This is a genomic window from Novosphingobium meiothermophilum (assembly GCF_003171715.1).
GTDB classification, from domain to species: domain Bacteria; phylum Pseudomonadota; class Alphaproteobacteria; order Sphingomonadales; family Sphingomonadaceae; genus Novosphingobium; species Novosphingobium meiothermophilum.
Genome location: NZ_QGHL01000005.1, coordinates 140,652 through 165,663, shown reverse-complemented (window position 1 = coordinate 165,663; position 25,012 = coordinate 140,652). Strand labels below are relative to the sequence as shown.

The 25,012-nt window shown below is 65.4% G+C and carries 28 protein-coding genes and 1 tRNA gene; 12 read left to right on the top strand and 17 right to left on the bottom strand.

The window, feature by feature from the left end; all coding sequences use genetic code 11:
* Positions 1–2 precede the first annotated feature (2 nt).
* The 4 genes from DKM43_RS04060 (at position 3) to DKM43_RS04045 (ending at position 4,068) form a co-directional block, all read left to right on the top strand.
* Complete coding sequence (locus DKM43_RS04060; protein ID WP_109797205.1) at positions 3–1,229, top strand: nucleotidyltransferase family protein; 1,227 nt, start codon at positions 3–5, stop codon at positions 1,227–1,229.
* Between the two features lie 409 nt (positions 1,230–1,638).
* A complete protein-coding gene (locus DKM43_RS04055; RefSeq protein WP_109797204.1) occupies positions 1,639–1,893 on the top strand; it encodes a hypothetical protein in 255 nt (84 codons plus the stop codon).
* 136 nt (positions 1,894–2,029) lie between these two features.
* Complete coding sequence (locus tag DKM43_RS04050) at positions 2,030–3,364, top strand: O-antigen ligase family protein (RefSeq protein WP_109797203.1); 1,335 nt, start codon at positions 2,030–2,032, stop codon at positions 3,362–3,364.
* Complete coding sequence (locus DKM43_RS04045) at positions 3,361–4,068, top strand: hypothetical protein (protein WP_109797202.1); 708 nt, start codon at positions 3,361–3,363, stop codon at positions 4,066–4,068. The genes DKM43_RS04050 and DKM43_RS04045 overlap by 4 nt, the downstream gene beginning before the upstream one ends.
* A 41-nt stretch (positions 4,069–4,109) precedes the next feature.
* On the opposite strand, the gene DKM43_RS04040 is transcribed toward DKM43_RS04045, so the two are convergent.
* The 4 genes from DKM43_RS04040 to DKM43_RS04025 all read right to left on the bottom strand — a co-directional run bounded on the left by DKM43_RS04040 (position 4,110) and on the right by DKM43_RS04025 (position 7,344).
* Positions 4,110–4,673, bottom strand: a complete 564-nt coding sequence (locus DKM43_RS04040) for an LptA/OstA family protein (protein ID WP_407938481.1) — start codon at positions 4,671–4,673, stop codon at positions 4,110–4,112.
* A 2-nt stretch (positions 4,674–4,675) separates the two neighbouring features.
* Positions 4,676–5,320 carry an LPS export ABC transporter periplasmic protein LptC gene (lptC, locus tag DKM43_RS04035; protein WP_109797201.1) on the bottom strand — a complete coding sequence of 215 codons (645 nt, stop codon included), beginning with the start codon at positions 5,318–5,320 and terminating at the stop codon, positions 4,676–4,678.
* A 25-nt stretch (positions 5,321–5,345) separates the two neighbouring features.
* Positions 5,346–5,963, bottom strand: coding sequence for a ribonuclease D (locus tag DKM43_RS04030; RefSeq protein WP_109797200.1), 618 nt, complete (start codon positions 5,961–5,963; stop codon positions 5,346–5,348).
* Between the two features lie 76 nt (positions 5,964–6,039).
* Complete coding sequence (locus DKM43_RS04025; protein WP_109797199.1) at positions 6,040–7,344, bottom strand: UDP-glucose dehydrogenase family protein; 1,305 nt, start codon at positions 7,342–7,344, stop codon at positions 6,040–6,042.
* A gap of 158 nt (positions 7,345–7,502) precedes the next feature.
* On the opposite strand from DKM43_RS04025, the gene ung reads away from it, so the two are divergent.
* Positions 7,503–8,186, top strand: a complete 684-nt coding sequence (gene ung / locus DKM43_RS04020) for a uracil-DNA glycosylase (protein WP_109797198.1) — start codon at positions 7,503–7,505, stop codon at positions 8,184–8,186.
* Positions 8,187–8,269: 83 nt separating this feature from the next.
* On the opposite strand, the gene DKM43_RS04015 is transcribed toward ung, so the two are convergent.
* From DKM43_RS04015 to DKM43_RS03975, 9 genes are read right to left on the bottom strand one after another with little or no spacing between them, the layout of a single operon-like run.
* Complete coding sequence (locus DKM43_RS04015) at positions 8,270–8,686, bottom strand: DUF3035 domain-containing protein (protein WP_109797197.1); 417 nt, start codon at positions 8,684–8,686, stop codon at positions 8,270–8,272.
* Positions 8,683–9,201, bottom strand: a complete 519-nt coding sequence (gene lspA / locus DKM43_RS04010) for a signal peptidase II (RefSeq protein ID WP_109797196.1) — start codon at positions 9,199–9,201, stop codon at positions 8,683–8,685. Before lspA ends, DKM43_RS04015 begins: the two co-directional genes overlap by 4 nt.
* Positions 9,201–12,062, bottom strand: a complete 2,862-nt coding sequence (ileS, locus tag DKM43_RS04005) for an isoleucine--tRNA ligase (protein ID WP_109797195.1) — start codon at positions 12,060–12,062, stop codon at positions 9,201–9,203. The genes lspA and ileS overlap by 1 nt, the downstream gene beginning before the upstream one ends.
* Before the next feature lie 44 nt (positions 12,063–12,106).
* A complete protein-coding gene (locus DKM43_RS04000; RefSeq protein ID WP_201739770.1) occupies positions 12,107–13,030 on the bottom strand; it encodes a bifunctional riboflavin kinase/FAD synthetase in 924 nt (307 codons plus the stop codon).
* Entirely contained in the window at positions 13,027–13,560 is a 534-nt protein-coding gene (locus DKM43_RS03995) for a dihydrofolate reductase (protein WP_236632367.1), read from the bottom strand. Before DKM43_RS03995 ends, DKM43_RS04000 begins: the two co-directional genes overlap by 4 nt.
* Positions 13,557–14,627, bottom strand: a complete 1,071-nt coding sequence (locus DKM43_RS03990) for a 5-(carboxyamino)imidazole ribonucleotide synthase (RefSeq protein WP_109797193.1) — start codon at positions 14,625–14,627, stop codon at positions 13,557–13,559. Before DKM43_RS03990 ends, DKM43_RS03995 begins: the two co-directional genes overlap by 4 nt.
* Positions 14,624–15,112 (bottom strand): 5-(carboxyamino)imidazole ribonucleotide mutase, encoded by a 489-nt coding sequence (gene purE, locus DKM43_RS03985; RefSeq protein ID WP_109797192.1) that lies wholly within the window; start codon positions 15,110–15,112, stop codon positions 14,624–14,626. Before purE ends, DKM43_RS03990 begins: the two co-directional genes overlap by 4 nt.
* Positions 15,113–15,142: 30 nt before the next feature.
* A complete protein-coding gene (gene gpmA, locus DKM43_RS03980) occupies positions 15,143–15,829 on the bottom strand; it encodes a 2,3-diphosphoglycerate-dependent phosphoglycerate mutase (RefSeq protein WP_109797191.1) in 687 nt (228 codons plus the stop codon).
* A gap of 43 nt (positions 15,830–15,872) precedes the next feature.
* Positions 15,873–16,064 (bottom strand): hypothetical protein, encoded by a 192-nt coding sequence (locus tag DKM43_RS03975; RefSeq protein ID WP_109797190.1) that lies wholly within the window; start codon positions 16,062–16,064, stop codon positions 15,873–15,875.
* 143 nt (positions 16,065–16,207) lie between these two features.
* On the opposite strand from DKM43_RS03975, the gene DKM43_RS03970 reads away from it, so the two are divergent.
* Together DKM43_RS03970 and DKM43_RS03965 are read left to right on the top strand one after the other, a co-directional pair.
* A tRNA-Thr gene (locus DKM43_RS03970) sits at positions 16,208–16,282 on the top strand.
* A 126-nt stretch (positions 16,283–16,408) separates the two neighbouring features.
* Positions 16,409–16,789, top strand: coding sequence for a CZB domain-containing protein (locus tag DKM43_RS03965; RefSeq protein ID WP_109797189.1), 381 nt, complete (start codon positions 16,409–16,411; stop codon positions 16,787–16,789).
* Positions 16,790–16,815: 26 nt separating this feature from the next.
* Here the strand turns inward: DKM43_RS03965 and DKM43_RS03960 are convergent, their stop codons facing one another.
* Positions 16,816–17,106 (bottom strand): GNAT family N-acetyltransferase, encoded by a 291-nt coding sequence (locus tag DKM43_RS03960; RefSeq protein ID WP_109797188.1) that lies wholly within the window; start codon positions 17,104–17,106, stop codon positions 16,816–16,818.
* 94 nt (positions 17,107–17,200) lie between these two features.
* Between DKM43_RS03960 and DKM43_RS03955 the strand changes: the two genes are divergently transcribed.
* Positions 17,201–18,217, top strand: coding sequence for a threonine aldolase family protein (locus DKM43_RS03955; protein WP_109797187.1), 1,017 nt, complete (start codon positions 17,201–17,203; stop codon positions 18,215–18,217).
* Entirely contained in the window at positions 18,214–19,131 is a 918-nt protein-coding gene (locus DKM43_RS03950) for a DMT family transporter (protein ID WP_109797186.1), read from the top strand. Before DKM43_RS03955 ends, DKM43_RS03950 begins: the two co-directional genes overlap by 4 nt.
* Here DKM43_RS03950 and DKM43_RS03945 read toward each other — a convergent pair.
* A complete protein-coding gene (locus DKM43_RS03945; RefSeq protein WP_109797252.1) occupies positions 19,117–19,911 on the bottom strand; it encodes a Rossmann-fold NAD(P)-binding domain-containing protein in 795 nt (264 codons plus the stop codon). The two genes, DKM43_RS03950 and DKM43_RS03945, sit on opposite strands and share 15 nt — an antisense overlap.
* 56 nt (positions 19,912–19,967) lie before the next feature.
* On the opposite strand from DKM43_RS03945, the gene pepN reads away from it, so the two are divergent.
* Genes pepN through DKM43_RS03930 form a run of 3 tightly spaced genes read left to right on the top strand, consistent with a single transcriptional unit; the run spans position 19,968 to position 24,059 of the window.
* Positions 19,968–22,577, top strand: coding sequence for an aminopeptidase N (gene pepN / locus DKM43_RS03940; protein ID WP_109797185.1), 2,610 nt, complete (start codon positions 19,968–19,970; stop codon positions 22,575–22,577).
* A 24-nt stretch (positions 22,578–22,601) separates the two neighbouring features.
* Entirely contained in the window at positions 22,602–23,363 is a 762-nt protein-coding gene (pgeF, locus tag DKM43_RS03935) for a peptidoglycan editing factor PgeF (protein WP_109797184.1), read from the top strand.
* A 21-nt stretch (positions 23,364–23,384) separates the two neighbouring features.
* The gene (locus DKM43_RS03930; protein WP_109797183.1) at positions 23,385–24,059 is read left to right on the top strand and encodes a glutathione S-transferase; all 675 of its coding nucleotides are present in this window, start codon (positions 23,385–23,387) and stop codon (positions 24,057–24,059) included.
* Here DKM43_RS03930 and DKM43_RS03925 read toward each other — a convergent pair.
* Positions 24,054–24,662 carry an HAD family hydrolase gene (locus tag DKM43_RS03925; protein ID WP_109797182.1) on the bottom strand — a complete coding sequence of 203 codons (609 nt, stop codon included), beginning with the start codon at positions 24,660–24,662 and terminating at the stop codon, positions 24,054–24,056. The genes DKM43_RS03930 and DKM43_RS03925 overlap by 6 nt on opposite strands.
* A 179-nt stretch (positions 24,663–24,841) precedes the next feature.
* Positions 24,842–24,967 (bottom strand): type B 50S ribosomal protein L36, encoded by a 126-nt coding sequence (gene ykgO, locus DKM43_RS03920; RefSeq protein ID WP_011446910.1) that lies wholly within the window; start codon positions 24,965–24,967, stop codon positions 24,842–24,844.
* Between the last annotated feature and the right edge of the window lie 45 nt (positions 24,968–25,012).

The following is a 25,012-nucleotide window of genomic DNA, read 5'->3' as shown; positions in this document are numbered from 1 at the left end:
CGATGGCCTATGGCAGCGAGCAGGATCGCATCGGCGCACTGCTGGCGCGCCTGTGCGCAGCGCCTGACGCCGACTTTGGCCCCGATTTCGAGGCTCTGGCCGCGCAAGGCTGGGCGCAACTGGTCGATCGGGCCATTTCGAAGCGGGTGGGCCTGCTGGTTGACCGCGCCGTGCGGCGTGCCGGGGCAGAGACGCTTGTGCCCGCACCGGCGCGCGAGGCGCTCGACGATGAGGCGCGCAGCGCGGCCATGTCGAGCTTTGGTCACATGATCGGGCTGTCCGAAGCTGTCAGGTTTCTGGAGGCCCAGGGGATTTCACCGATTGCGCTGAAGGGCGCCCGGCTTGCCTTCAACGACTATCCGGAGCCGCAGCTGCGCAGGCTGCGCGATCTGGATCTGCTGGTGCCAGCAGACCGCGCCGAACATGCGCAGCAGGCGATGATCGAAAGCGGGATCTACGAAGTGGCCGAGTGGTCGGCGTTCTACGGGATCGAGTTCGGCCATCAGCTTCCCGAACTGACCGACTTGCAGCGCGGCATCTCGCTCGAAATCCACCACCGCCTGAATGCGCGCGACTGGGCCGAGGAACCGCAACTGGTGCGCATGGTCCATGAGCATGCCGAGGAGATCGTGGTGGCGGGAACGGCGGTGCGGGTTCCGTCGATGCATGCCAACCTGCTGCATCTGGTGGAACACGCCACGCTGCATCACCTGTTCGAGAATGGTCCGATCACGCTGGCGGACCTGCATTTTGCGGCCATGAAGGGTCCGGTCGACTGGGAGGTGCTTATCGATCAGGCAAGGCAGATGGGACTGGAGCGCGCATTGCGGCTGATCGCGATGCTTGCGCTGTCCTACGGCGCAAGCTGGGTGCCCCCGGCCCTGCGCGATCCCGCGCCCGATCTTGCCGCGCACCTTGCGGCCAGCCGCGCCGCCATGCTGCGCGATGAAAGCCAGTTCGAACATGCTTTCATGATGCGCGGGCTCATCATGCGAAAGGGGCGCGCGCCCGGCTGGAAGGCGGCGCTGCGGGCGGCCGTCACCCCCACCCCGCTGATCCTTGCGGGCATGATGCGCGTGAGCGGTGACAATCCCTTGCGCTGGCTGGCCTATCCTGTCTGGCTGGTGCAGCGGGGGCGCGCCTATCTTGCTGCCCGGCGCGCAAGGGTGGATCAGGACGCCCTGATGCAGGAAGTCTCGACGCTGCGCTGGCTGCGCGGCAGTTCATGACGGGCCGCGATGGGGGGCTTGCGCGGGCAGAAAGGTGCACTGCCTGCACTTCTGCAATGCAGCATGGCGCGCGGGCACCAGCCTGACCTGTCAAGAGAAACCTTGGTTCATGCCATGTCGCAACGGGCGTTGGCATCGGGCGGGCACGAACTGACCGGCCCAGTCGCCGCGAGGCGCATATTTCCAAGATTTGCGGCCTTGTGATCCAGCCAGCGCGTGAGTCAGGCGCCGATTTCAGGGCGTTTTCTGCCCCGTTCGCGTCCTTAACTTCCGTTGAGTTCCGCGATACAACCATACGTATATTGCGTAAGGGAAATTACGCAGTTTAGGTTGCGAATCATTTTGCGTTGCGGTAAGCGAAGCATCGAGAGGGCGGTACACGGAAGCGATACTGCTTAGGAGATTGAGCATGAAGATTGCGCGCATTGCATCGGCGCTGGCCGCTTCGGTCCTTATGGCCGCACCGGTTGTCGCTGAAGCTGGTACTCGTGCCAGCAGCTCGGCCACGTATCCGGCAGCCAGCTATTCCGCCAGCCGTGCGTCGACTTCGGTTGAAGCCGAAAACGACCTCAAGGGCGCTGCATGGATCCTGATCCTGCTCGCCGGCGGTGCTGCGGCTTACGGCCTGTCGCGCGCTCTGGAGACGAAGTCGTCGGGCGCCTGAATTCTGGCTTGCAGAATTGAAAACCCGGTTGCCTTCAGGGCGGCCGGGTTTTTTCATGCCTGCGCTGCGGGTGCGGTGCGCCGTGCCCATGCGCTAAGCGCTTGACCTGCGCGCGCTTCGGTTCAATCACCCTTCCATGCTGAAACAACCCGGCGTCATGCTTGCTGCGCTGATTATCCTCGCCTGCCTGTTCGGCGGCGGTGGCAGCGCCTATGGGCTTTCCAATCTTGTCGTCCAGCTTGCAGCGCTTGCCGCAGCCGCGCTGATGCCGGTTGCGTTCTGGCGCTTTGGCGCAAATGCCGGCTGGCCTCTCGCGCTGCTCGCAATCGCGACGCTGCTGCTGCCGCTGGTGCAGCTGGTCCCGCTTCCGCCAGATGTCTGGACCGTTCTGCCAGGCCGCACACTCATCACCGAGGCGGTGGGCGCAGCAGGCGCTGGCGCCTGGCGTCCGCTGACGGTGAATGTCGCGCGCACTTTGGTGGCGTTCATCGCGCTGCTCGCGCCCTTCGCGGTTCTGGCCATCGGTCTTGCGCAAGGCCGCCAGGGGCTGGAACTGGGGAAACTGGCTGTCGTTGCTGCCGGTGTTGCCAGCGTGCTGCTTGGCACGCTTCAGGTTCTGGGGCAGGATCAGTTCGCGCTGCTCTATCCTGAAATCGAAATGCCCGGCGTATTGTTCGGCTTCTTTGCCAATCGCAATTCAACCGCGATCTTTCTTGTGGCCTGTCTTCTGGTGTTGTGCAGCTTTCCTTCGAGACGCCCGCTTTCGCCCAAGTGGTTTGCCCAAGTGGTAGCGGCGGTGCTGATCGTGACAGGTGTCGTGCTCACCCAGTCGCGCACAGGGCTGGTGCTGCTTGCACTGCCGGCTGGCCTCATGGCCCTGCGGATGCTGGTCGGCTGGCTTGAGCGCCGTGGATCGGGCGAGCAAGGCGGCGCTCCGCTTGCGGTCGTGGTGGCAACGCTGGCCGCGCTTGTCCTGGGTCTTGGCGCGATTGTCTCGCTTCCCGGCACACGTGTCGAAACCGTGCTGGCGCGCTTCGAGAAGGGCGACGAGCAGCGGCCCGCCATGTGGGAGGATGCGCGCTATGCGGTCGGGCGATACTGGCCTGCGGGGGCGGGCATGGGCACCTTTGACGAAGTTTTCCAGCTCGACGAATCGCTGGAAAACATTTCGCCGCGCCGCGCCGGACGGGCGCACAACGATTATCTTGAACTCGCCATCGAAGCCGGTCCTGCCGGGCTTGTCCTCGCGGCCTTGTGGGCGCTCTGGGTGCTCTGGGTCGCCTGGGCGGCAAGAGGCACGCCGCAGCGCTGGTCCGCTCTTGCGGGCGCGGGCATTCTTCTGGCCATAGCCCTGCAATCGCTGCTCGATTATCCGCTGCGCAACCAGACGATGCTGTGCATTGCCGCCTTCGCCGTGCTGCTCTTGGCATCCGCGCGCAAGCGGGCCGAACCGCAAGGAGCAGCGGCATGAAGCGCATCGTATGGCTGGCGCTGATTGGCCTGTTGGCCGTGATTGCAACCGGGGCGCAACTTGACCGGGCATCGCGTCGTCAGCCCGCGCTGGCCTCGCTGGTGCCGCCGGTCTTCCGCAGCTTTGCGCAGGAACGGCTAACGATTGCGACTGTGCGCAGCGCTGCTCCCGAAGCCGCGCTTGCCGATGCCCGCACGCTGGTGTCGCGCAGCCCTCTGCCAGCCGAGCACCTCACCCTGCTGGCCATCGCCAGCGAGCGCAACGGCGACCGGCAAGGCAGCGCATTGCTGGTCCAGCGCGCGGCCCAGCGCGGCTGGCGCGATCCCATCGCGCAGCAGGCCATGTTCGACATTGCGCTTGCCGCCGGAGACGAGGCCGAGGCGGCACGCCGTCTGGCGGCGCTGTTTGGCGTGCAGGAAGATCAGGCGCCGCTCAGGGACATGACGGCGAGGCTGGTGGCAACGCCGGAGGGCCGTCAGGCTCTTGCCGCAGCCATGGCCGCAGGCGGGAACTGGACCAAGGCATTCCTGCGCCAGGCTGCGGGCGATCTCACGCCCGCCTTGGCCGAGACGATCACGATGGCGCAGAACGCCGGTGCTCGCCCCGATTGCGCCGCCGCGCAGGCGGCAAAGCGCGCATTCATCGCCAAAGGACATGCGGCCGAGGCTGCCCTCCTGGACAGGTGCACCGCCAGACGGCGCTGATGGCGCCGCGCATCCCGCCTGCTGGCGAGTGGGCCGGTCGTTCAGTTCTTGTTGCCCCGAACCTGAAACGTGCCGGAAACCCGGCCTGAGCCACTGCTCTTGCCATCGATGCTGGAAAGGCCCGAATCGAGATCGATCACCAGCCGCCCTCCGTTGAGCGTGTCGCCATTGCGGCGCAGCGCCACGTTGCCAGTCATGGTGATGACCTTGCGCCCGAAATCATAGACCGCCACATCGCCCCGCGCCTGTTCGGTGCCGCGGTCAATCCGGACACCGCCTGTGGCATCGATCCGGTCGATCTGGATCTCGCCGTTGTCGGTATAGGCCACCGTGGTTCGTGCTGCCTGCATTCGCAGGTCAGCCTGGCTGATGTCGACATGGCCTGAAAGCACAACGCGCTTGGCCTTGTCCTGCACCTCGATCCGATCGGCGGCGTAGTTCACGGGGGCCTTGCTGTCGTGGCTGGCGATGCCTTGTGCCGAGAGGTGCTGTGCGCCCGCCACAAGGGCTGCCGATCCGGCAAAGCCGATGGCGACCCAGCGCAGCGGCCGGGCGGATCGCACGGCTTGGAGCATCGGCATCTTGGTCATGGGCGTCTCGCTCATCATCAGGGCATCTTCATCTGGCCCGGCACCATGCGCAGGCGGGCGTTGCCATCAAGGGTAACGGTGCGCTCGGAAAGATCGGCGCTGATGCGGTCGGCCGAGAACGTCCCGGCCGGGATGCGGCCTTCGACCGGTCCGCGGCTTTTCAGCCGCTTGCTGCCAAGGTCGATGTCCACATTCGAGGCGGTCATCCGGTAGCCGTCGGAGGTTTGGAAATTGATCGGCCCGGCAATATCGACGATTTCCTTGCCGAAATCGTAGTTGCCCTTGGCCGCGGTCAGCAGCGCGGGGCCATCGTTCAGCATGATGCGCGCGGTAAGCTGCTCCAGTTCGATCAGCGGCCGGGCCTTGGTGCGCTGCACTGCCGATCCGGCAGTGATCGAGAAGTTGCGCCCTTCGTTGTCCTGGCCGCGATACATGGCGCTGGAAACCTGCATCCGGTCATCGACAACCGCCACCTTGCGCCGGTCGAGCAGGAAGCTGATCTCGCCGCGCGGCGACAGCGGGGCAAGGATCATCACCGCCAGCAGCGCGCCGATGGCCACAGGCAGCGCACGGGCAAGAACATGCACGAGCCGATCATGGAACCCGCCGGGAGCGGCAAAGCTCCGGCGCTTGATCCTGATGATATCAGCCTGCACGGTCATGGTTGCGGCCTTGCCTCCGGCGGGATTACTCGTGGCTGAAGATGTCGCGCTCGGCCCAGCCCGCCAGATCCAGCCGGGCGCGGGTGGGCAGGAAATCGAAGCATGCCTGCGCCATGGCGGAGCGGCCCTCGCGCTCCAGCCGCTCGACCAGTATGGCGTGCATGGCATGAAGGTGGCGCACGTCCGAGGCGGCATATTCCTGCTGCGCTTCTGACAGCACCGGCCCGCCCCAGTCGCTGGATTGCTGCTGCTTGGAAATCTCCTTGCCCAGCAGTTCGCGCACCAGTTCCTTCAGACCGTGACGATCAGTGTAGGTGCGCACCAGCTTCGAGGCGATCTTGGTGCAGAAGACCGGCGTTGCCATCACGCCGAGGTAATGTTCGATCGCGGCCAGATCGAACCGCGCGAAATGGAAGAGTTTGAGCCGCGCGGGATCGGCCAGAACCGCCTTGAGGTTCGGCGCGGCAAAGGTGCTGCCGGGCGAAAAGCGCACGAGATGTTCATCCCCGCCGCCGTCGGAAATCTGGACCACGCACAGACGGTCGCGCGGTGTGACCAGCCCCATGGTTTCAGTGTCGACGGCGACCGGGCCGGGCGCAAGCACGCCTTCGGGCAGGTCTTCTTCATGAAGGAATACGGCCATCCCCGTCGCTTAGGCGTTCCGGGCACGGGCCGCAAGCATTCAGTCCGGCGCCCCGTGTGCCCGATTGTGCTGCCTGTCAGACCCGGCCAATGCTGGAATAGGCAAAGCCCGCACCGCGCGCTTCGGCCGGGTCATAGACATTGCGCAGGTCCACCAGCACCGGCGACTTCACCAGCGCCTTCACCCGCGCCAGATCGAGCGCGCGGAAGGCATCCCATTCGGTGACAAGCGCCACCGCATCGGCACCCTCGACCGCGGCATAGGCGCTTGTCGCCATTTTCACCTCAGGCATGATCGCGGCGGCCGCTTCCATGCCTTCGGGATCATAGGCCACCACTTCGGCACCCGCATCGAGCAGGGTCTGCACGATCGCGATGGAGGGCGCATCGCGCATGTCGTCGGTATTGGGCTTGAACGTGAGACCAAGCAGCGCCACGCGCTTGCCTCGCGCATCGCCGCCCAGCGCTTCGATCACCTTGCGGCCCATGGCACGCTTGCGGCTGTCGTTCACCTTGACCACCGCTTCGACCAGCCGCACGGGGCTGCCGAAATCCTCGGCCGTCTTGAGCAGGGCCAGCGTATCCTTGGGGAAGCACGAGCCGCCATAACCCGGCCCCGCATGGAGGAACTTGGACCCTATGCGGTTATCAAGGCCGATGCCGCGCGCCACGTCCTGCACGTCGCCTCCCACCTTCTCGCACAGATCGGCCATCTCGTTGATGAAGGTGATCTTGGTGGCAAGGAAGGCATTGGCCGCATACTTGATGAGTTCGCTGCTGCGACGCGAGGTGAACAGGATCGGCGCCTTGTTGAGGAACAGCGGGCGATAGACTTCCTGCATCACGGCCCGCGCCCATTCCTCTTCCGCGCCGATGACGATGCGGTCCGGACGCTTGAAATCACCGATGGCTGCGCCTTCGCGCAGGAACTCCGGGTTTGAGACAACCGCGAACTTCACGTCGGTGCCGCTCTCGCGGATGATGCGTTCAACCTCGTCGCCTGTCCCCACCGGAACGGTCGACTTTGTGACGACAACCGTGGGCGTGCGGATATTGGCGGCCAGTTCCTGAGCCACCGCATAGACATAGCTGAGATCGGCATGGCCATCGCCCCGCCGCGAGGGCGTGCCCACCGCGATGAACACGGCCTGTGCGCCTTCGATCGCGCTGGGCAGATCGGTTGAGAAGGACAGCCTGCCTGCCTTGACATTGGCGGCGACCAGTTCGGCAAGGCCCGGCTCGTAGATCGGCATCACGCCTTCAAGCAGGCGGTTGATCTTGCCTTCGTCCTTGTCGATGCAGACCACGTCGTGGCCGAAATCGGCAAAGCAGGCACCCGAAACCAGCCCGACATAGCCCGAGCCAACCATCGCGATCTTCATTCGCACACCATCCGTAAGTGATCCGCCGCGCCATTACGCGGCCATTTCGCACAAGCAGCATAGGGGAAGTTACTCATGCTGCACAAGCGCACTTCGGCCTGCACTGCCTCGTCTTGTCCGCTTGCCCGGATAGACTGCCGCAATTAAGCGACGATGGCATGACCGCAAACGCACTTCCCGAAAGCTGGCGCGCCGCGCTGGAACCCGTTCTGCAATCGCCGCCCTTGCGCGCGCTGGGTGGTTTCCTTCAGGCCGAGGAGCGGGCGGGCAAGGTCATCTATCCGCCGCGCGGGCAGCGGCTGGCCGCGCTGGAACTGACCCCGCTTGATGCGGTGCGCGTGGTCATTCTGGGGCAGGACCCCTATCATGGGCCGGGGCAGGCGCATGGTCTCGCCTTTTCGGTGCAGCAGGGCGTGAAGATCCCGCCGAGCCTGGTGAACATCTACAAGGAGCTTGAAGCCGATCTCGGCCTGCCGCGCGCAGGCCACGGGCACCTTGCGCGCTGGGCCGAACAGGGGGTGCTCCTGCTCAACAATGCGCTGACGGTCGAGGCGGCGAGTGCCGGGTCGCATCAGGGCAAGGGATGGGAACTGTTCACCGATGCCGCCATTGCCGCCGTGGCGGCGCGCCCGGAACCTGCGGTGTTCATGCTGTGGGGAAGCCATGCCCAGAAGAAGGCGGCGCGCGTTCCTGGCCTTGCCGATGGCCCGCACCTTGTGCTCAAGGCCGCACACCCCAGCCCGCTTTCGGCGCATAACGGGTTCTTCGGCTGCCGCCATTTCAGCCGCGCCAATGCCTTTCTGGAAGAACACGGGCGCGGAGCAATCGACTGGCGGCTGTAACAAAGCCCCGCCGAAGCGGGGCCTTTGCTAATCTTCTGTGAGATGGCAACTGCAAAGCTGCCAGATCAGCCGGGAATACCAGATCAGCCGGGAATACTGGCCGATGCGGCCTGCCCGTCGCCTTCGGGGGCGGCCAGAATATCGCGCAAAACCTGCCCCTTTGCCACGGTCTGCGTGCCCGGATCGCCCACGGTGGAGCGGATCGAGGCAGCAGCCGTGCCGGAGCGGTTGATGGCATCGGTCTCAATGCTCGACCGCGCGGAAGGGCCGCCGAACAGGGTTTCCAGCGTCTGCTTGCCTGCGTCAGAATCCTGCGGGCGCGGCGCACCGGGGCTGGGAGGCGTCAGCGCGAAATCGGGCGGCACTACCAGCGGCGCGGCGCGGGTGACGGCCATTTCATCCGGACGACCACGGTTGAGCAGCCCGCCGCTGCTACCGCAGGCGGAAACGAGGGTTGCCCCGCAGAGAACCAGAACAAGGGCAGCGGCTTTACGCATCATGCATTCTCCGTGGCGGTATCGTCGCCGGTTTCATCAGGCTTTTCGCCCGATTTGAACGAGCGGGCAAGCAGTATCAGGACGCCGAAGGTGATCGCCGCATCGGCAAGGTTGAAGATCTGGAACGGCCGCCATTCCCCGATGTTGAGATCGGCATAGTCGATGACATAGCCGAACACGACCCGGTCATAGATATTGCCCAGCGCTCCGCCCAGAATCAGGGCAAGGCCGAAGATCTCCGCCCGCGCGGTCTCGCGCAGCAGCCAGATCAGAACCCCCGTGGCGATCAGCGCCGTTATCGCGATCAGCCCCAGCCGCATTTGCGGCGATGTGGCGCTGAACATGCCGAAGGAAACGCCAAGGTTTTCGGCATAGCGCAGGTCGAAGAAGGGCAGGAGTTCGATCAGCCCGCGTTCGCGCAGCGCCAGCGGGCCGATCATCAGCGCCTTCACGCTGCGGTCGATCAGTGCCACCAGCAGCGCAAGCCCAAGACCCTGAATGCGCAGGCGAGTGAGCATCAGGCAGCCGATTCCGCGTCGATCCGGGCCACCACGTCCTCGCACCGGCCGCACAGCGCGCCATCTTCCGCAACTTCGGGAAGCAGGCGCCAGCAACGGCCGCACTTGTGGTCGGTTGAGCGTTCGACGGTCACGTCGCTGCCCTGCCCGCGGATGACTTTCGCGGTGATGAACAGTTCGGCCAGATCGGCCTCCGGCGCACCTTCCGGCACGGTGACGACCGCCTCAAGGCCGGAGCCGAGCACCTTTTCCCGGCGCAGCGGTTCGATGGCCTCGTTCACGCGCTGGCGCAGGGCGCGCAATGCGCTCCAGCGCTCCTCGTCCACGGTGGCGGCGGGCACTTCGGGCCATTCCAGCAGGTGCACGCTCTCGCTGCCCGGATAGCGCGATTGCCAGACCTCTTCCGCCGTGAACACCAGCACCGGCGCGCCATAACGCACGAGCGCGTGGAACAGCACATCCAGCACGGTGCGATAGGCGCGGCGCTTGGGATCGGCCGGTGCGTCGCAATAGAGGCAGTCCTTGCGGATATCGAAGAAAAAGGCCGACAGGTCCTCGTTGCAGAAATCGGTCAGCGCGCGGACATAGGTGTTATAGTCGAAGGCATCGACCGCCTGCCGCAGCGTTGCATCGAGCTTGCCCAAGAGGCCGAGCATGTAGCGCTCAAGCTCCGGCATCTCGCCTACCGGCAGCCGCTCGTCCTCGGTAAAGCCGTCGAGCGCGCCCAGCAGATAGCGGTAGGTATTGCGCAGCTTGCGATACTGGTCGGCAACGCCTGCAAGGATTTCCTTGCCGATGCGGTGGTCCTCGGTGAAATCGACAGACAGCGCCCAGAGCCGCAGGATGTCCGCGCCATAATCGCGCATCAGGTCGATCGGGCTGATCGTGTTGCCGAGCGACTTCGACATCTTCATGCCCTTGGCATCCATGGTGAAGCCGTGGGTCAGGATGGCGTCATAGGGCGCGCGACCGCGCGTGGCGCAGCTTTCCAGCAACGAGGACTGGAACCAGCCGCGATGCTGGTCCGATCCTTCGAGATAGAGGTTTGCGGGCCATTGCAGATCGGGCCAGCGCCCCGATTCGAGCACGAAGGCATGGGTGGAACCGGAATCGAACCACACATCCAGGATGTCGGTGACGCGCTCGTAATCTTCCAGCCGGTATTTGGCGCCCAGATACTCCTGCGCGCGTTCCTCGTCCCATGCATCGACGCCATCGGCCATGACGGCGGCAACGATGCGCGCGTTGACCTCAGGATCGTTCAGATACTGGCCGGTCCTGCGATCGACGAACAGCGTGATCGGCACGCCCCACGCGCGCTGGCGTGAAAGCACCCAGTCCGGGCGGCCTTCCACCATCGCGCCGATGCGGTTGCGGCCCTTTTCGGGGACGAAGCGCACCCGCCCGATCTCTGACAAGGCAATCTCGCGCAGCGAACGCGCGCCGGCAGCGGGCACTTCGTCGACCGTCTGGTCGCCGCCCTCGTTCTCCCAGCGCTGTTCCGCGCTCTCGATCACCGGCAGGTGCGCGACGGGCCGATCCATCGGCACGAACCACTGCGGCGTGCAGCGATAGATCACCTTGGCCTTCGAACGCCACGAATGCGGGTAGGAATGCTTGTAGTCCGCGCTCGCCGCGAGCAGCCCGCCCGCCTCGCGCAGGGCCTCGCAGATCGGGCCATCTGGCGCGTTGAACTTGGGATTGATGACCGAGCCTTGTCCGCCGAGCCAGCCCCAGTCCTCGCGATACCTGCCATCGGCCGTGACGGCAAAGACCGGCTCGATCCCGTGGGCCTTGCACAGCGCAAAGTCGTCCTCGCCATGATCGGGCGCCATGTGGACAAGGCCCGTGCCGCTGTCGGTGGTGACGAAATCGCCGGGGAGCATGGGGCGCTGCTTGGCGAAAAAGCCACCGAGATGGTGCATCGGGTGGCGGCAGATGGTTCCGGCGAATGTGGAGCCTTTAAACACGAACGGACCGGTTGATCCCATCACGTGAGACCACTGGTCCCCAGATCGCTCCATGAATTGGGACGTGAGAGCTGTGGCGACGATTACTTTACGATCACCATCAGTCAGAAAGGTGTAATCAACCTCCGGCCCATAGGCCAAAGCCTGATTGACCGGAATCGTCCAGGGCGTCGTCGTCCAGATCACCGCATGGGCGCCAACGAGTTCGGGGATCGGCGATTCCACGATCTCGAAGCCCACGTCGATCTGGGTCGAGGTGATGTCCTCGTATTCAACCTCGGCTTCGGCCAGCGCGGTCTTTTCGACCGGCGACCACATGACCGGCTTGGCGCCGCGATAGAGTTGGCCGCTTTCTGCAAACTTCAGCAGTTCGCGCACGATGGTGCCTTCGGCCTGGGCGTCCATCGTCAGGTAGGGATTGTCCCAATCGCCATTGATGCCAAGGCGCTTCAACTGCTCGCGCTGCACGTCGACCCACTTCTGGGCATAGGCGCGGCATTCGGCGCGGAATTCCTTGGGCGGAACCTCGTCCTTGTTCTTCTTTTTCTTGCGGTATTCTTCCTCGACCTTCCATTCGATCGGCAGGCCGTGGCAATCCCAGCCGGGCACATAGGGCGCGTCCTTGCCCAGCAGCGTCTGGGTGCGGCAGACCATGTCCTTCAGGATATGGTTCAGCGCATGGCCAATGTGCATGTCGCCATTGGCATAGGGCGGGCCGTCATGCAGGATGAACTTCTCGCGCCCCTTTCGGGCCTCGCGCACCTTCCGGTAAATGCCCTCGTCCTCCCAGCGCTGAAGGATCACCGGCTCCTTCTGGGGCAGGCCGGCCTTCATGGGGAAATCGGTCTTCGGCAGGAAGACGGTGGGACGATAGTCGCGTTGCTCGGTCATGACGGCTGCGCACTAGAGCAATTGCGCAGATTGGGGAAGTGGGGCTAGGCCAGCAAAGCCCGTGCCTGATCGCAGTCGCGCTCCATCTGCGCCACCAGCGCGTCCAGGCCATCGAACCTGGCTTCGGGCCGCAGGAAGTGGTGGAAGGCCACTTCGATTTCCTGCCCGTAAAGGTCGCCCGAAAAATCGAAGAAGTGCGGCTCCAGCAGTTCCTTGGGCGGATCGAAGGTGGGGCGGATGCCAAGGTTTGCCGCGCCCTTCAGCACGCTCCCGTCGGGCAGGCGCCCCGTCACCGCATAGATGCCGTAGCGCGGGCGCAGATACATGCCGATGTCGAGGTTGGCGGTCGGGAAATTGATCGTGCGGCCCAGCTTGTCGCCGTGCTGCACCGTGCCGCGCATGGCGAAGGGCCGCGTGAGCAGGCGGGTTGCGGTTTCGCAGTCGCCTGCCTTCAGGGCTTCGCGGATGCGGCTTGAGGAGACGACCTCGCCTTCGAGCGTTACCGGCCCGACCGCGCGTGCACGAAGCCCGAAGCGCGGGCCTTCCTCGCGCAGCACCTGCGCATTGCCGCTGCGGCCCTTGCCGAAGGTGAAATCCTCGCCGGTGACGACGCCCACTGCGCCGAGATGGCCGACAAGGCCCTGCTCGATCCATTCCAGCGCGGTCATCCCTGCCACATCCGCGCCGAAGTGGATCACCAGCATGGCGTCGGCGCCCGCTGCGCCGAACAGTTCCTGCCGCTGGTCCAGCGTGGTGAGGCGGAAGGGCCGCGTTTGCGGGGCAAAGTGGCGCACCGGGTGCGGATCGAACGTGGCGACAATGGCGGGCCGCCCTTCCGCTCTGGCCCAACCGATCGCCTCGCCCACCACGGCCTGATGACCAAGGTGGAACCCGTCGAAATTGCCCAGCGCCACGATCCCGCCGCGCATCGTATCTGGCACAGGTTGCAGGCTGTCGAGGCGGATCATGCTGCGCCTTCACCGTCCCGGCGCGCGTAAGTCACGAAATCGAAAGCAGGTCTGCCAGCCTCGGCCTGATGCACTTCGCGCGATACCTCTGTCCACTCCGGTCCGAGCGGCGGCATCGTGGTATCGCCGTCGAACGTGGCGTGTATCTCGGTCAATTCCACCCGTTCGGCAAGGGGCATGAACAGGCGATAGATTTCCGCACCGCCGACGACGGCAACTTCGCCTGCGCCCGCAAGGCTGAGCGCCTGTGCAATGTCGGTCGCCACTTGCGCGCCCTCGGCGCTCCACCCGGCATCGCGGGTCAGCACGATATGGCGGCGGCCGGGCAGCAGGCCGGGCAGGCTTTCAAAGGTCTTGCGGCCCATGACCATGGCCTTGCCGATGGTGAGCGCCTTGAAGCGCCTGAGATCGGCCGGAAGCCGCCAGGGCAGGCCATTGTCCTTGCCGATCACGCCATTGGCAGAGCGGGCATAGATGAGGAACAGCCCCGGTCGCACGTTCGTCGCTGCGGGCAACTTTGCGGAGATCACCGCACCAGCCGCGTAACGTGGCCCATCTTGCGCCCGGCGCGCGCTTCGGCCTTGCCGTAGAGGTGCAGGTGCTTTTCCGGATCGGCCAGGATCGCAGCCCAGCCCGATGCGTCATCGCCAATGAGGTTTTCCATCACCGCACCGCGGGTGACAAGCGCGGTAGAGCCGAGCGGCAGGCCGCATATCGCGCGGACGTGGTTTTCGAACTGGCTGGCGATGGCCCCTTCGATGGTCCAGTGCCCGGAATTGTGGACGCGCGGCGCCATCTCGTTGAACACCGGGCCATCGTCCGTTGCAAAGAACTCAAGCGTCAGCACACCAACATAGTCCAGCGCATCGGCCACCATTGCCGCCAGCGTGCGCGCAGCTTCCACCTGCGCAAGGATCACGGGCGATGCAGGCACGGTCGAGGTATCGAGGATGCCGTCCTTGTGGACGTTCTCGGCGCTGTCCCAGAAGCGCACTTCGCCCCCGGCCGTGCGCACGAGAATGACCGAGAACTCTGCCGCGAAGGCAACGAAGCCTTCGTAGATCAGTGACTTGCCCGGAAGTTCCACCGTCTCGGCATCGTCAGGCGTCATGATCCGCCACTGGCCCTTGCCGTCATAGCCGTCGCGCCGGGTCTTGAGGATGCCGGGTGTGCCGATGCGCGCGATGGCGGCGCGCAGGTCATCGCGCGAATCGACTTTCGCCCATGGCGCGGGGCGGCCGCCCAGTTCTTCGACGAAAGCCTTCTCGTTCACGCGGTCCTGCGCCACTTCGAGCGCACGGGCAGGCGGGTGCAGCGGCGCATGGGCGGTGACGGCGGCAAGCGGCGCTGCGGCCACGTTCTCGAACTCGTAGGTAACGACGGCGCACTGGGCGGCAAAGGCGGCCAGCGCGGATTCGTCATCATAGGCCCCTTGCGTGAAGGCGGCGCTGACATCGGCGGCGATGGAATCCGCCTCCGGCGCATAAACATGGCAGCGATAGCCCAGATTGGCCGCCGCCAGCGCGATCATCCGGCCAAGCTGGCCTCCGCCCAGAATGCCGATGGTTTCGCCCGGACTGATCGTGCGCAGGGTCATCCGACCGGATTCTCCGCCACTGAGTCTGTCTGGGCAGCGCGGAAAGCGATCAGCCGTTCCGCCAGCGCCGCATCCGATGTTGCAAGAATGGAGGCGGCCAGAATGCCCGCATTCGTTGCACCCGCAGCCCCGATGGCCAGCGTGCCCACGGGAATGCCGCCCGGCATCTGCACGATCGACAGGAGCGAATCCATGCCCTTCAGCGCCTTGGATTCCACCGGCACGCCCAGCACCGGAAGGTGTGTCATCGAGGCGACCATGCCCGGCAGGTGCGCCGCGCCGCCCGCGCCTGCTATCACCACCCTGAAGCCTTCAAGGTGCGCGTCCTTGGCGAAGCTGACCAGCCGGTCCGGTGTGCGATGGGCCGAAACGATGCGGCATTCATGCGCCACACCCAGCTTTTCGAGCACGGCGGCAGCGTTCTTCATCGTCTCCCAGTCGGACTGGCTGCCCATGACGATGGCGACCTGCGGCTTGTCGGTCATCCTTTTGCCCCTTTTCAGGCTGTCGGTCGCTCAGCGCTCCGACAGGTAATAGCGTTCCACCTCGGCCAGATCATCGTCCAGTTCATAGATGATCGGCTGGCCGGTGGGGATTTCGAGGCTGGTGATGTCCTCGTCGGAAATGCCCGAAAGATGCTTGATCAGCGCGCGCAGGGAATTGCCGTGAGCCGAAACGATCACCGTCTCGCCGGCGCGCAGGGCGGGGGCGATCTTTTCCTCCCAGCAGGGCAGGGCGCGGGCGATCGTGTCCTTCAGGCTTTCGGTGGCGGGCACCGCGATGCCGGCATAGCGCGGATCGGCCGACAGATCGAAGGCGCTTCCCGCTTCCATCGGCGGCGGCGGCACATCGAAGCTGCGGCGCCAGATCTTCACCTGTTCGTCGCCATGGCGGGCAGCCGTCTCGGACTTGTCCAGCCCGGTCAGCCCGCCATAGTGCCGTTCATTGAGCCGCCAGTCCTTGTCTTCGGGGATCCACAGACGCCCCATGACTTCGAGCACCAGATGCAGCGTCTTGATCGCACGGGTCTGGAGCGAAGTGAACGCCACCGTTGGCACCATGCCCTTGTCGCGCAGAAGTTCACCGGCGGCCACGGCTTCGGCCGCGCCCTTCTCGGTCACGTCAACGTCCCACCAGCCGGTGAAGCGGTTTTCGAGGTTCCACTGCGACTGGCCGTGGCGAATCAGGATCAGGCGGGGCATCGGGGCATCCTGTGACTGATTGAAAAGAAACCGCGCCCTAGCGTCAGGTGGCAGGCTTGGAAAGCCCGCTTGTCCCAGAAACCGGCACGGAAGTGAGCAAGGAATCCGGCGATTCGCTCTGCGGCTGTGCGCCGCCTTCCAGCGCGCGGGCCTGCGCCTTCCTGCGCTTGAGGTTTTCGCGCAAGCGCGCGGCAAGGCGCTCTTCGCGGGTCATCGGGACTTTCGGGTCGGTCATTGCGCCGCTGAATGCCGTGAACCTGCACCTCTCGCAAGGCCTGCCGGAACAGTCGCTTGACAAACCCGGTGCTCACGGCCAATAGCGCGCCCCTGCCCACCCCGCCGGTTCGCCGGACCGCGGTGGCGCGATGGAAATGGTGTGCTGCTGTAGCTCAGTGGTAGAGCGCATCCTTGGTAAGGCTGAGGTCGGGAGTTCAATCCTCCCCAGCAGCACCATTTCCCTTTTCCCCTCCCACACTTCGCAAGCACCGCGCCTACGCATTCGCGCGTAGCCGGGATGGGCAAAGCTTTTGCCGTTGACACCTTATCGGCAGCCCTTTCTGAAAACGGGAAGGCAATGTCATGTCAAATATGGCACTGGTCAGCCAGATTGATGAAGCCATCGGGGCGCACGGGCTCTGGAAGATGCGTCTGCGCGGGGCGATCCGTACGGGCACCTGCGATATCACGCCGTATGAGGCATCGGGCGACTGCAACTGCAAGTTTGGCAAGTGGTTGCACGATCCCGCGTTTGATTCTGCGCACAAGGGCGGCGTGCCGCACCGCGTGGTCAGCCGTGTCCATGCCGAGTTCCACCGCGAGGCAGGCCGCGTGCTGCAACTGGCGCTGGCGGGCGATCAGGCGGCGGCCGATGCAGCAATGGCCGGTCCGTTCAGCGAAACCTCGGAAAAGCTGGTGCGTGCCTTGCTGAAGTGGAAGGGCGAACTGCTGCAACCTGCCTGAGCGCGGCCGGACGGGTTCGTGCCGCGCTATGCCCGCAGGTCTGCCCATTCGGGATGACGGCGGAAGGCAGCCTCCACATAGCTGCACTGCGGCACGATTCTGAAGCCCTTTGCGCGCGCATCGGCAACCAGCGCCCGCACCAGTTCACCGGCCACGCCGCGCCCGCCGATCTCGGCCGGAACCAGCGTATGGTCGGCCACCACCACATCGCCGCTGCGCTGGTAGGTCAGGCGGCCGATCGCGGCGGCCCCGGCGACATGGGCATGGTATTCCCCGCATGTGCCCTGATCGTGGTGGGTAATCGTGACATCGGCCATGGCCTTGCTCCGCGCGTGATAGAACAGCCCGGCCCACCCCTTTCGTCCGGGGCTGCTTGACCGGGGCCGCTGTCGCCATCATGGCGGCAGCATCATGCAGTTCTTCTCCGACAATGCCGCTGCCGTCCACCCCCGCGTGTGGGACGCAATGCGTGCCGCCGACGCGCCCGACGCCGGTTATGATGGCGATGCGCTTTCCCGCCGCATGGACGAGGCGTTTTCCGTGCTGTTCGGCACCGAATGCACCGCGCTGTGGGTGGCAACGGGCACGGCGGCCAATTGCCTTGCCCTGGCGGCGATGGTTCCGCCCCATGGCGGCGTGGTCTGTCACCGCGAAGCCCATGTAGAAATGGACGAAGGCGGCGCGCCGGGCTTCTACACGCACGGGGCAAAGCTGATGCTGGCCGAAGGCGAAGGCGCGAAGCTCACGCCGGAAAGCATACGCGCCGTGATCGACCCGATTCGCAACGACGTGCATCAGGTTCAGCCGCACGCTATCACGATCACGCAGGCCACCGAATATGGCCGCGTCTATTCGCCCGATGAGGTGGCGCGCATCGGCTCGCTGGCGCAGGGGCGCGGGCTGGGCCTGCACATGGACGGCGCGCGCTTTGCCAATGCGGTGGCGCACCTTGGCTGTCATCCTGCCGAGGTGAGTGCCGAGGCGGGCGTCGATGTCCTGACATTCGGCTGCGTCAAGAACGGCGGGATGAACGCCGAGGCGCTGGTGTTCTTCGACATGGTACTGGCCGATGTGGTCCGCTACCGGCGCAAGCGGGCGGGGCACCTGCAATCGAAAGGGCGCTATCTGGCGGCGCAGGTTCTGGCCATGATCGAAGATGGCCTGTGGCTTGAAAATGCCCGTGCTGCCAATGCCGCCGCGCAGGAAATTGCGGCCGCCTGCAAGGATCGGCTGTTCCATCCGGTCGAAGCCAACGAGGTCTTCGTGGTGCTCTCGCCGGTCGAACAGGCCACCCTGCGCGCGCAAGGCTTCGATTTCTACGACTGGACCGCCCCCGCAGGTGCGCCCGGCGCGGTGCGGCTGGTTACGGCATGGAACAGCGATCCGGCTGATGTTGCCGCCCTCGCGCGCGCGATTGCCGCACTATGACCGGGCAGGAACTGCCCGGTCAGGCGCGGTTCTGGCAGTGGAGCATTGCCGGGCCGTTCTTCCTTGTCGCGCTGATCTGGGGGTCGACCTGGCTGGTCATCAAGGACCAGATCGGCAGCGTTCCGCCAAGCTGGTCGGTCACGTGGCGCTTTGCCGCGGCCGCAGCGGGAATGGCCGCGCTTGCGCTGCTGCGGCGCGAATCGCTGATGATCGGCAGGAAGGGGCTGGAAACGGCATTTCTGCTGGGCCTCGCCCAGTTCGTGATGAACTTCCAGTTCGTCTATCGGGCCGAACATCATCTTACATCGGGCATCGTTGCGGTGTTCTTTGCGCTGCTGCTGGTGCCCAATGCGCTGCTGGCGTGGATCGTGCTGAAGCAGCCGGTTACGCGCGGCTTTCTGGCGGGATCGGCGGTGGCCGGGGCGGGCATTGCGCTGCTGCTGCTGCACGAATACCGCATGGCCCCGCCCGAAGGCCAGGTGCTGACCGGGATCGCGCTGACCACGGCGGCGCTGTGCAGCGCCTCGTGCGCCAATGTGCTTCAGGCGGCGCCGCGCGCCCGCAGTGTGCCGATGGTGCCGCTTCTGGCGGTGGCGATGCTGCTGGGCGCGGTGATGGACGGCCTGTTTGCCCTTGCGGTGGAAGGGCCGCCGCAGTTCGACCTGCGGCCGGGTTATGTCTTCGGGGTGCTGTATCTCGGCATCGTGGGGTCGGTTGTCACCTTCCCGCTCTACTTCCGCCTGCTCCAGCGGCTGGGCGCGGGGCGCGGTGCCTATAACGGGGTTCTGGTTCCGGTGGTGGCGATGCTGCTGTCCACCCTGTTCGAAGGCTATCGCTGGTCGGTGCTGGCCGTGGCCGGATCGGTGCTGGCACTGATCGGGCTGGTCATGGCCCTGCGATCACGCGCGGCGTAGCGCGCGCAGCCCTTCGCGGTAGGTGGGATAGGCCGGGCTCCAGCCGAGAACGCGGCGGGCCTTGCCATTGGCGACACGTCGGTTCTCGGCATAGAAGGCCAGCGCCATGGGCGAAAGGTTCGCCTCTTCAAGCGTTTGCATGGGCGGCGGCGCCACTCCCAGCAGGCGCGCGGCTTCCGCGATCACTTCGTTCTGGCTGCACGGCAGGTCGTCGGCCAGATTATAGACCCCAGCCGGTCCGGCAAAGCTCGCGATCACGCCGCTGGCGATGTCGTCCACGTGGACGCGGCTGAACACCTGTCCGGCAATGGCGATGCGGTGCGCGCGGCCTTCTGCCACGCGGTCGAGCGCGCTGCGGCCCGGACCATAGATGCCGGGCAGGCGCAAGACGCGCACTTGGTCCGACAGGGCCTGCCAGGCCAGATCGGCCTCGGTGCGCGCGGAACGCCGCCCGGTGCCCACCGGTGCGCTTTCGTCCACCCATGCGCCGCCAGCATCGCCATAGACGCCGGTCGAGGAAAGATAACCGATCCAGCGCAGCGGCGCTGCCGCCAGCGCCGCGCCATAGGCTTGCAGCACAGGATCGCCGCCCTCCCGCAGGGGCGGGACCGAGGAGAGCACGTGCGTTGCCTGCGCAAGCGCAGCGGCCACGCCTGCGCTGTCGTCAAAGGCGATGTTGCCTGCCCTGCCGGTGCCGTTCACCGTCCAGCCCGCCGCGCCGAGGCGCGCGGCCAGCACCTGCGCGGTATAGCCCATTCCGAAGATCAGCATGTTTCCCATGGAAACCCTGATAACCGCGATTGCCGCCGCGCGCACCACTTCCTAAGTTCGTCGGCATGAACGATCTTTCCGGCACGCCCGTTTCCGCCCCTGTCGTCATCCACCGCGCGGACTATCGCCCGCCCGAATGGCTGGTCCCCGAAATCGCGCTCGACTTCGCGCTTTCGCTCACGGACACGCGGGTTCTTTCGACGCTGAAGGTCCGCCGCAATCCGCAGGGCACCGGGGCGGCGCCACTGCGGCTCAATGGCGATGCGATCGAGGCAAGGGCGGTGACGGTTGATGGAAAGCCGTGCAATTCATGGCGGATGGACGGGGCCGATCTGGTGATCGACCTTCCGGCCGATGCGCACGAGGTGGGCATCGAGACGCTGATCGACCCGGCCGCGAACACCCAGCTTTCCGGGCTTTATGCATCGGGCGGGCTGCTGTGCACCCAGTGCGAGGCGGAAGGTTTCCGGCGCATCACCTTCTTCCCCGACCGGCCCGATGTTCTTTCGGTCTATTCGGTGCGGATGCGTGCGGACAAGGCGCGGTTTCCGGTCCTCCTGTCGAACGGCAATCCCGTGGCTGCGGCAGACGATGGCGATGGCACGCACTGGGCCGAGTGGCATGATCCCTGGCCCAAGCCATCCTATCTCTTCGCGCTGGTGGCGGGCGATCTGGTGGCCAACCGCGACAGCTTTGTCACCCGGTCGGGACGCAAGGTAAATCTGGCGATCTGGGTCCGCCCCGGTGACGAGACGCGCACCGATCACGCCATGCGCTCGCTGATCGCCTCGATGAAGTGGGACGAGGATGTCTATGGCCGCGAGTATGACCTCGATGATTTCAACATCGTCGCGGTAAGCGATTTCAACGCCGGGGCGATGGAGAACAAGGGCCTCAACATCTTCAATACGCGGTATATTCTGGCTGATCCTGAAACCGCCACCGATGCCGATTACGATGCCATAGAAGGCGTGGTGGCGCACGAATACTTCCACAACTGGTCGGGCAACCGCGTGACCTGCCGCGACTGGTTCCAGCTTTCGCTGAAAGAGGGTTTCACCGTCCTCAGGGATCAGCAGTTCAGCGCCGATCGCGGGTCTGCGCCGGTCAAGCGGATCGAGGATGTGCGGATCTTGCGGGCGGCGCAGTTTCCTGAGGATTCGGGGCCGCTGGCGCATCCCATACGGCCCGATTCCTATCAGGAAATCAGCAACTTCTATACCGCGACTGTCTATAACAAAGGGGCCGAGGTGATCCGCATGATGACGGTCATGGCGGGAATGGAGCGGTTCCTCAAGGGCACGAGCCTCTACTTTGAGCGGCATGATGGCGAGGCGGCGACCTGCGAAGACTTTGTAAAGGCTGTGGAAGATGGCGCGGGGCTGGACCTTGGCCAGTTCCGGCGCTGGTATGAACAGGCCGGAACTCCGCGCGTGAGCGTTTCGGCAGCTTTCGAGGGCAATCGGGTAGCTTTGACGATCAAACAGGCATGTCCGCCCACCCCCGGACAGCCTTTGAAGCAGCCCATGGTGATCCCGCTGCGCACGGCGCTGTTCGACCGCGCGACCGGCAGCCATCGCGGCGAGGAACTGCTGGTGCTGACCGAGGCGGAGCAGACCTTCACCTTTGAGGGGTTCGATGCGCCGCCGGTCATTTCGATCAACCGCGGCTTCTCCGCGCCGGTCGAGATCGAGGCCCCGGTGACCGGCGAGGATCTGGTGTTCCTTGCGCTGCATGACGATGATCCGTTCGCCCGCTACGAGGCGATGCAGCAGCTTGTGGTGCGGCATCTGGTGGGTGCGGTGGCAGGAACGCTGACCGATCGCGAAGCATCGCAGGCGGCGATTGGCGCGGCGATGGGGGCGATCCTCGATGATGCGGCGCTGGATGACCTGATGCGCGGCGAACTGCTGATCCTGCCCGGAGAGGCTTATCTGGCCGAACAGCTGAGCCGGCCCGACCCAACCCGCATCTTTGCCGAGCGCGAGGCGCTGAAGCGCTGGCTGGGCGAGACGCTGAAGGACAAGTGGCTGGCCCTGCATGACCGGTGCAGCGCGGTGCCATACAGCCTTGAGGCCGAGGCGCGCGGCGCGCGCAAGTGCAAGACGCAAGCACTGGTCTATCTGGCGGCGGCCGATCCGGCCGAAGCCGCGCGCCGCGCCCGCGTGCAATACGACAGCGCCACCAACATGACCGACCGGCAGGGCGCGCTGATGGTGCTGTGCGGGCTGGACCGTGCCGAACGGGAAGCGGCGCTGGCGGATTTCCACATGCGCTTTGCCGGCAACATGCTGGTGATCGACAAGTGGTTTTCGCTTCAGGCCGGTTCGCTCCATCCCGATGTGACAAGCCACGTGAAGGCGCTGGCGCAGCATCCCGATTTCACGCTGACCAACCCCAACCGCGTGCGCGCGCTGTGGATGGCCTTTGCCGCCAATGCGCAGGCGTTTCATAAGGAAGGGGGCGAGGGCTACCGCCTGATTGCCGATCTGATCCTGAAGCTCGATCCCATCAACGGCAATGTCGCCGCGCGTTTCGTGCCGCCATTGGGGCGGTGGAAGAAGGTGGACGAGGCCCGCGCCGCCTTGATGCGGGCAGAACTTGAACGCATTGCCGCAGCCCCCGGCCTTTCGCGCGATGTGCGCGAGCAGGTGACGAAGAGCCTTGAAGCGTGAGGGCGCGGGCGTGAGGGCGCGGGCGTGAGCGTCGAGAAGCTGACCCATCCGCTGCTAGGCGGCGCCGCGCACGGGTTCCTTGGCCGCCGGGGCGGGGTGAGCACCGGCGATCTGGCCGGGCTGAACGTGAGTTACAGCGAGGACGATCCGGCCCTGACCGCCGAAAACCGCCGCCGTGCGGTGGAAGCCGTGCTTGCGGGCGGCACCTTGCAGACCTGCTACCAGATCCATTCGGCCGACGTGGTGACGGTGCGCGAGCCGTGGGCCGATGCGGATCGTCCCCAGGCCGATGCGCTGGTCACGGACCGGCGGGGAATCGTGCTTGGCGTGCTGACGGCCGATTGCGCCCCGGTGCTGCTGTGCGATGCGGATGCCGGAGTGGTGGGCGCAGCCCATGCGGGGTGGAAGGGCGCGATTGGCGGTGTGACCGATACCGCGATTGCGGCGATGGAAGCGCTGGGCGCCAGCCGCGCGCGCATTGCCGCGGTGGTCGGTCCGTGCATTGCGCAGAAAAGCTACGAGGTGGATGCCGCCTTCGAAGCACGGTTCGTGGAGCAGAACCCTGAAAACGAACGCTTCTTTCGCGCCGGGCGCGAAGGGCACGGCTGGTTCGACCTGGAAGGCTATGTCGCATCGCGGCTGCGCGATGCGGGTCTGGTGCGTGTGGGGCTGCTGGGCGAGGACACTTATGCGCAGGAGACGCGGTTCTATTCGTTCCGCCGCGCCACCCATCGCAGCGAGCCGGGATACGGGCGGCAGATTTCCCTTATCGGGCTGCCTGCCTGATGGCTGGGTGAACCGAAGGCCATGACGCTGCCGGTGCTCTACAGCTTTCGCCGCTGCCCCTATGCCATGCGGGCGCGGCTGGCGATTGCGGCCAGCGGATGCCGCGTGGCCTTGCGCGAGGTGAAGCTCGCGGCAAAGCCCGAAGCCATGCTGGCCGCATCCCCCAAGGGGACAGTGCCGGTCCTGGTTCTGCCCGGCGGGCAGGTGATTGCGGAAAGCCTTGACGTGATGCGCTGGGCGCTGGGCCGCCATGACCCCGAAGGCTGGCTGGAGCGCGACGATCCGGCGCTGATCGAACGCAATGATGGCGCATTCAAGCATGACCTTGATCGCTACAAGTATCCTGAACGCTTTGGCTATGCTCAGGCAAGCGCCGAGGCGGTGGCGCACCGCGAGCGCGCACTGGGTTTTCTGCGCGATCTGGACACGCGGCTGGCACGGCAAGATCAGCTTGGGGCGGGTAAGTTCGGTGCGGGGCAGCTTTGCGGAGCGGTGCGCGGTCTGGCCGACATGGCGATCATGCCCTTCGTGCGCCAGTTCGCCGCGGTCGATCCGGCATGGTTTGCCAGCCTGCCCCTGCCGCATTTGCAGCGCTGGCTGGAGGAACATCTGGCATCGGCGCTGTTTGGCGCCGTGATGGGCCGGTTCGCCCCCTGGCGCGAAGGCGACGCGCCAGTGATCTTTCCCGCGCTATAGCAGGCCCAGCGCCTGAAGCTGCGCCTCAAGCGCGCGCCAATCCCCGGTGAAGTGGTGGACCTGCCAGCCCAGCGCCTGTGCGGAGGCTATGTTGGCGGGATTATCATCAATGAACAGCATGGTTTCCGGCGTGCGGCCGAACCGGCGCGCGGCAAGGCGGAAGATCGCCGGATCGGGTTTGGTGAGCCGCTCGACAGCGGAAATCACGATATCCCGCATGTGATCCAGCACGGGAAAGGTGGGGCGGAACAGGGCCCACGAATCCGCGCCGAAATTGGTGATGGCATATTGCGGCACGCCCCGTGCGGCGAGGCGTTCGACCAGTTCGGGCGTGCCGGGCACGGGACCGGGAAGGCTGGCCAGCCAGTTGCTGGCATAGAGCGCGATATGCGCAGCGTGCTGGGGAAACTCGGCCGTGCGGGCCGCCACCATTTCGGCGAAGGGGACGCCCTCATCGTGCTGCGAATGCCATTCTTCGGTGACGACCTCTGCCACGAAGCGGGTGCGCTCGGCGGGATCGGGAATGGCTTCGGCGTAGATGCCGGCAAGATCGAACTGGATGAGCACGCGGCCGATGTCCCAGACGACTGCCTTGACCATCATTTCTGCCTCATCGCGGCCGATCCATCAAGGAAGGGCGGTGCCATAAACGGGCGCCATAAACGACTGTGCCCCCGCGTTGGGGCGGGGGCAGCGGGGCTGCTGGCGTCAGCCTGCCGGTTTCCGGTGCAGCCTTACGCCGTCGCGCGACTGCACCGAAACCTGTAAATCAGCGGGTCTGATTAGCCCTGGCGCGCCTTGAAGCGCTTCTGGGTCTTGTTGATCACATAGACGCGGCCACGGCGGCGGATCACGCGGTTGTCCCGGTGGCGGTCCTTGAGCGACTTCAGGCTGTTGCGAATCTTCATGTCGAATCCCTTTGCCCGAAGCTGACCGGGCTGAAAACTGAAGCG

Coding starts and splice junctions, on each gene's coding strand:
- DKM43_RS04060 (WP_109797205.1), top strand. CDS start 3: ATGGCCTATGGCAGCGAGCAGGATCGCATCGGCGCACTGCTGGCGCGC.
- DKM43_RS04055 (WP_109797204.1), top strand. CDS start 1,639: ATGAAGATTGCGCGCATTGCATCGGCGCTGGCCGCTTCGGTCCTTATG.
- DKM43_RS04050 (WP_109797203.1), top strand. CDS start 2,030: ATGCTGAAACAACCCGGCGTCATGCTTGCTGCGCTGATTATCCTCGCC.
- DKM43_RS04045 (WP_109797202.1), top strand. CDS start 3,361: ATGAAGCGCATCGTATGGCTGGCGCTGATTGGCCTGTTGGCCGTGATT.
- DKM43_RS04040 (WP_407938481.1), bottom strand. CDS start 4,673: ATGAGCGAGACGCCCATGACCAAGATGCCGATGCTCCAAGCCGTGCGA.
- lptC (WP_109797201.1), bottom strand. CDS start 5,320: ATGACCGTGCAGGCTGATATCATCAGGATCAAGCGCCGGAGCTTTGCC.
- DKM43_RS04030 (WP_109797200.1), bottom strand. CDS start 5,963: ATGGCCGTATTCCTTCATGAAGAAGACCTGCCCGAAGGCGTGCTTGCG.
- DKM43_RS04025 (WP_109797199.1), bottom strand. CDS start 7,344: ATGAAGATCGCGATGGTTGGCTCGGGCTATGTCGGGCTGGTTTCGGGT.
- ung (WP_109797198.1), top strand. CDS start 7,503: ATGACCGCAAACGCACTTCCCGAAAGCTGGCGCGCCGCGCTGGAACCC.
- DKM43_RS04015 (WP_109797197.1), bottom strand. CDS start 8,686: ATGATGCGTAAAGCCGCTGCCCTTGTTCTGGTTCTCTGCGGGGCAACC.
- lspA (WP_109797196.1), bottom strand. CDS start 9,201: ATGCTCACTCGCCTGCGCATTCAGGGTCTTGGGCTTGCGCTGCTGGTG.
- ileS (WP_109797195.1), bottom strand. CDS start 12,062: ATGACCGAGCAACGCGACTATCGTCCCACCGTCTTCCTGCCGAAGACC.
- DKM43_RS04000 (WP_201739770.1), bottom strand. CDS start 13,030: ATGATCCGCCTCGACAGCCTGCAACCTGTGCCAGATACGATGCGCGGC.
- DKM43_RS03990 (WP_109797193.1), bottom strand. CDS start 14,627: ATGACCCTGCGCACGATCAGTCCGGGCGAAACCATCGGCATTCTGGGC.
- purE (WP_109797192.1), bottom strand. CDS start 15,112: ATGACCGACAAGCCGCAGGTCGCCATCGTCATGGGCAGCCAGTCCGAC.
- gpmA (WP_109797191.1), bottom strand. CDS start 15,829: ATGCCCCGCCTGATCCTGATTCGCCACGGCCAGTCGCAGTGGAACCTC.
- DKM43_RS03975 (WP_109797190.1), bottom strand. CDS start 16,064: ATGACCGACCCGAAAGTCCCGATGACCCGCGAAGAGCGCCTTGCCGCG.
- DKM43_RS03965 (WP_109797189.1), top strand. CDS start 16,409: ATGTCAAATATGGCACTGGTCAGCCAGATTGATGAAGCCATCGGGGCG.
- DKM43_RS03960 (WP_109797188.1), bottom strand. CDS start 17,106: ATGGCCGATGTCACGATTACCCACCACGATCAGGGCACATGCGGGGAA.
- DKM43_RS03955 (WP_109797187.1), top strand. CDS start 17,201: ATGCAGTTCTTCTCCGACAATGCCGCTGCCGTCCACCCCCGCGTGTGG.
- DKM43_RS03950 (WP_109797186.1), top strand. CDS start 18,214: ATGACCGGGCAGGAACTGCCCGGTCAGGCGCGGTTCTGGCAGTGGAGC.
- DKM43_RS03945 (WP_109797252.1), bottom strand. CDS start 19,911: ATGGGAAACATGCTGATCTTCGGAATGGGCTATACCGCGCAGGTGCTG.
- pepN (WP_109797185.1), top strand. CDS start 19,968: ATGAACGATCTTTCCGGCACGCCCGTTTCCGCCCCTGTCGTCATCCAC.
- DKM43_RS03930 (WP_109797183.1), top strand. CDS start 23,385: ATGACGCTGCCGGTGCTCTACAGCTTTCGCCGCTGCCCCTATGCCATG.
- DKM43_RS03925 (WP_109797182.1), bottom strand. CDS start 24,662: ATGATGGTCAAGGCAGTCGTCTGGGACATCGGCCGCGTGCTCATCCAG.
- ykgO (WP_011446910.1), bottom strand. CDS start 24,967: ATGAAGATTCGCAACAGCCTGAAGTCGCTCAAGGACCGCCACCGGGAC.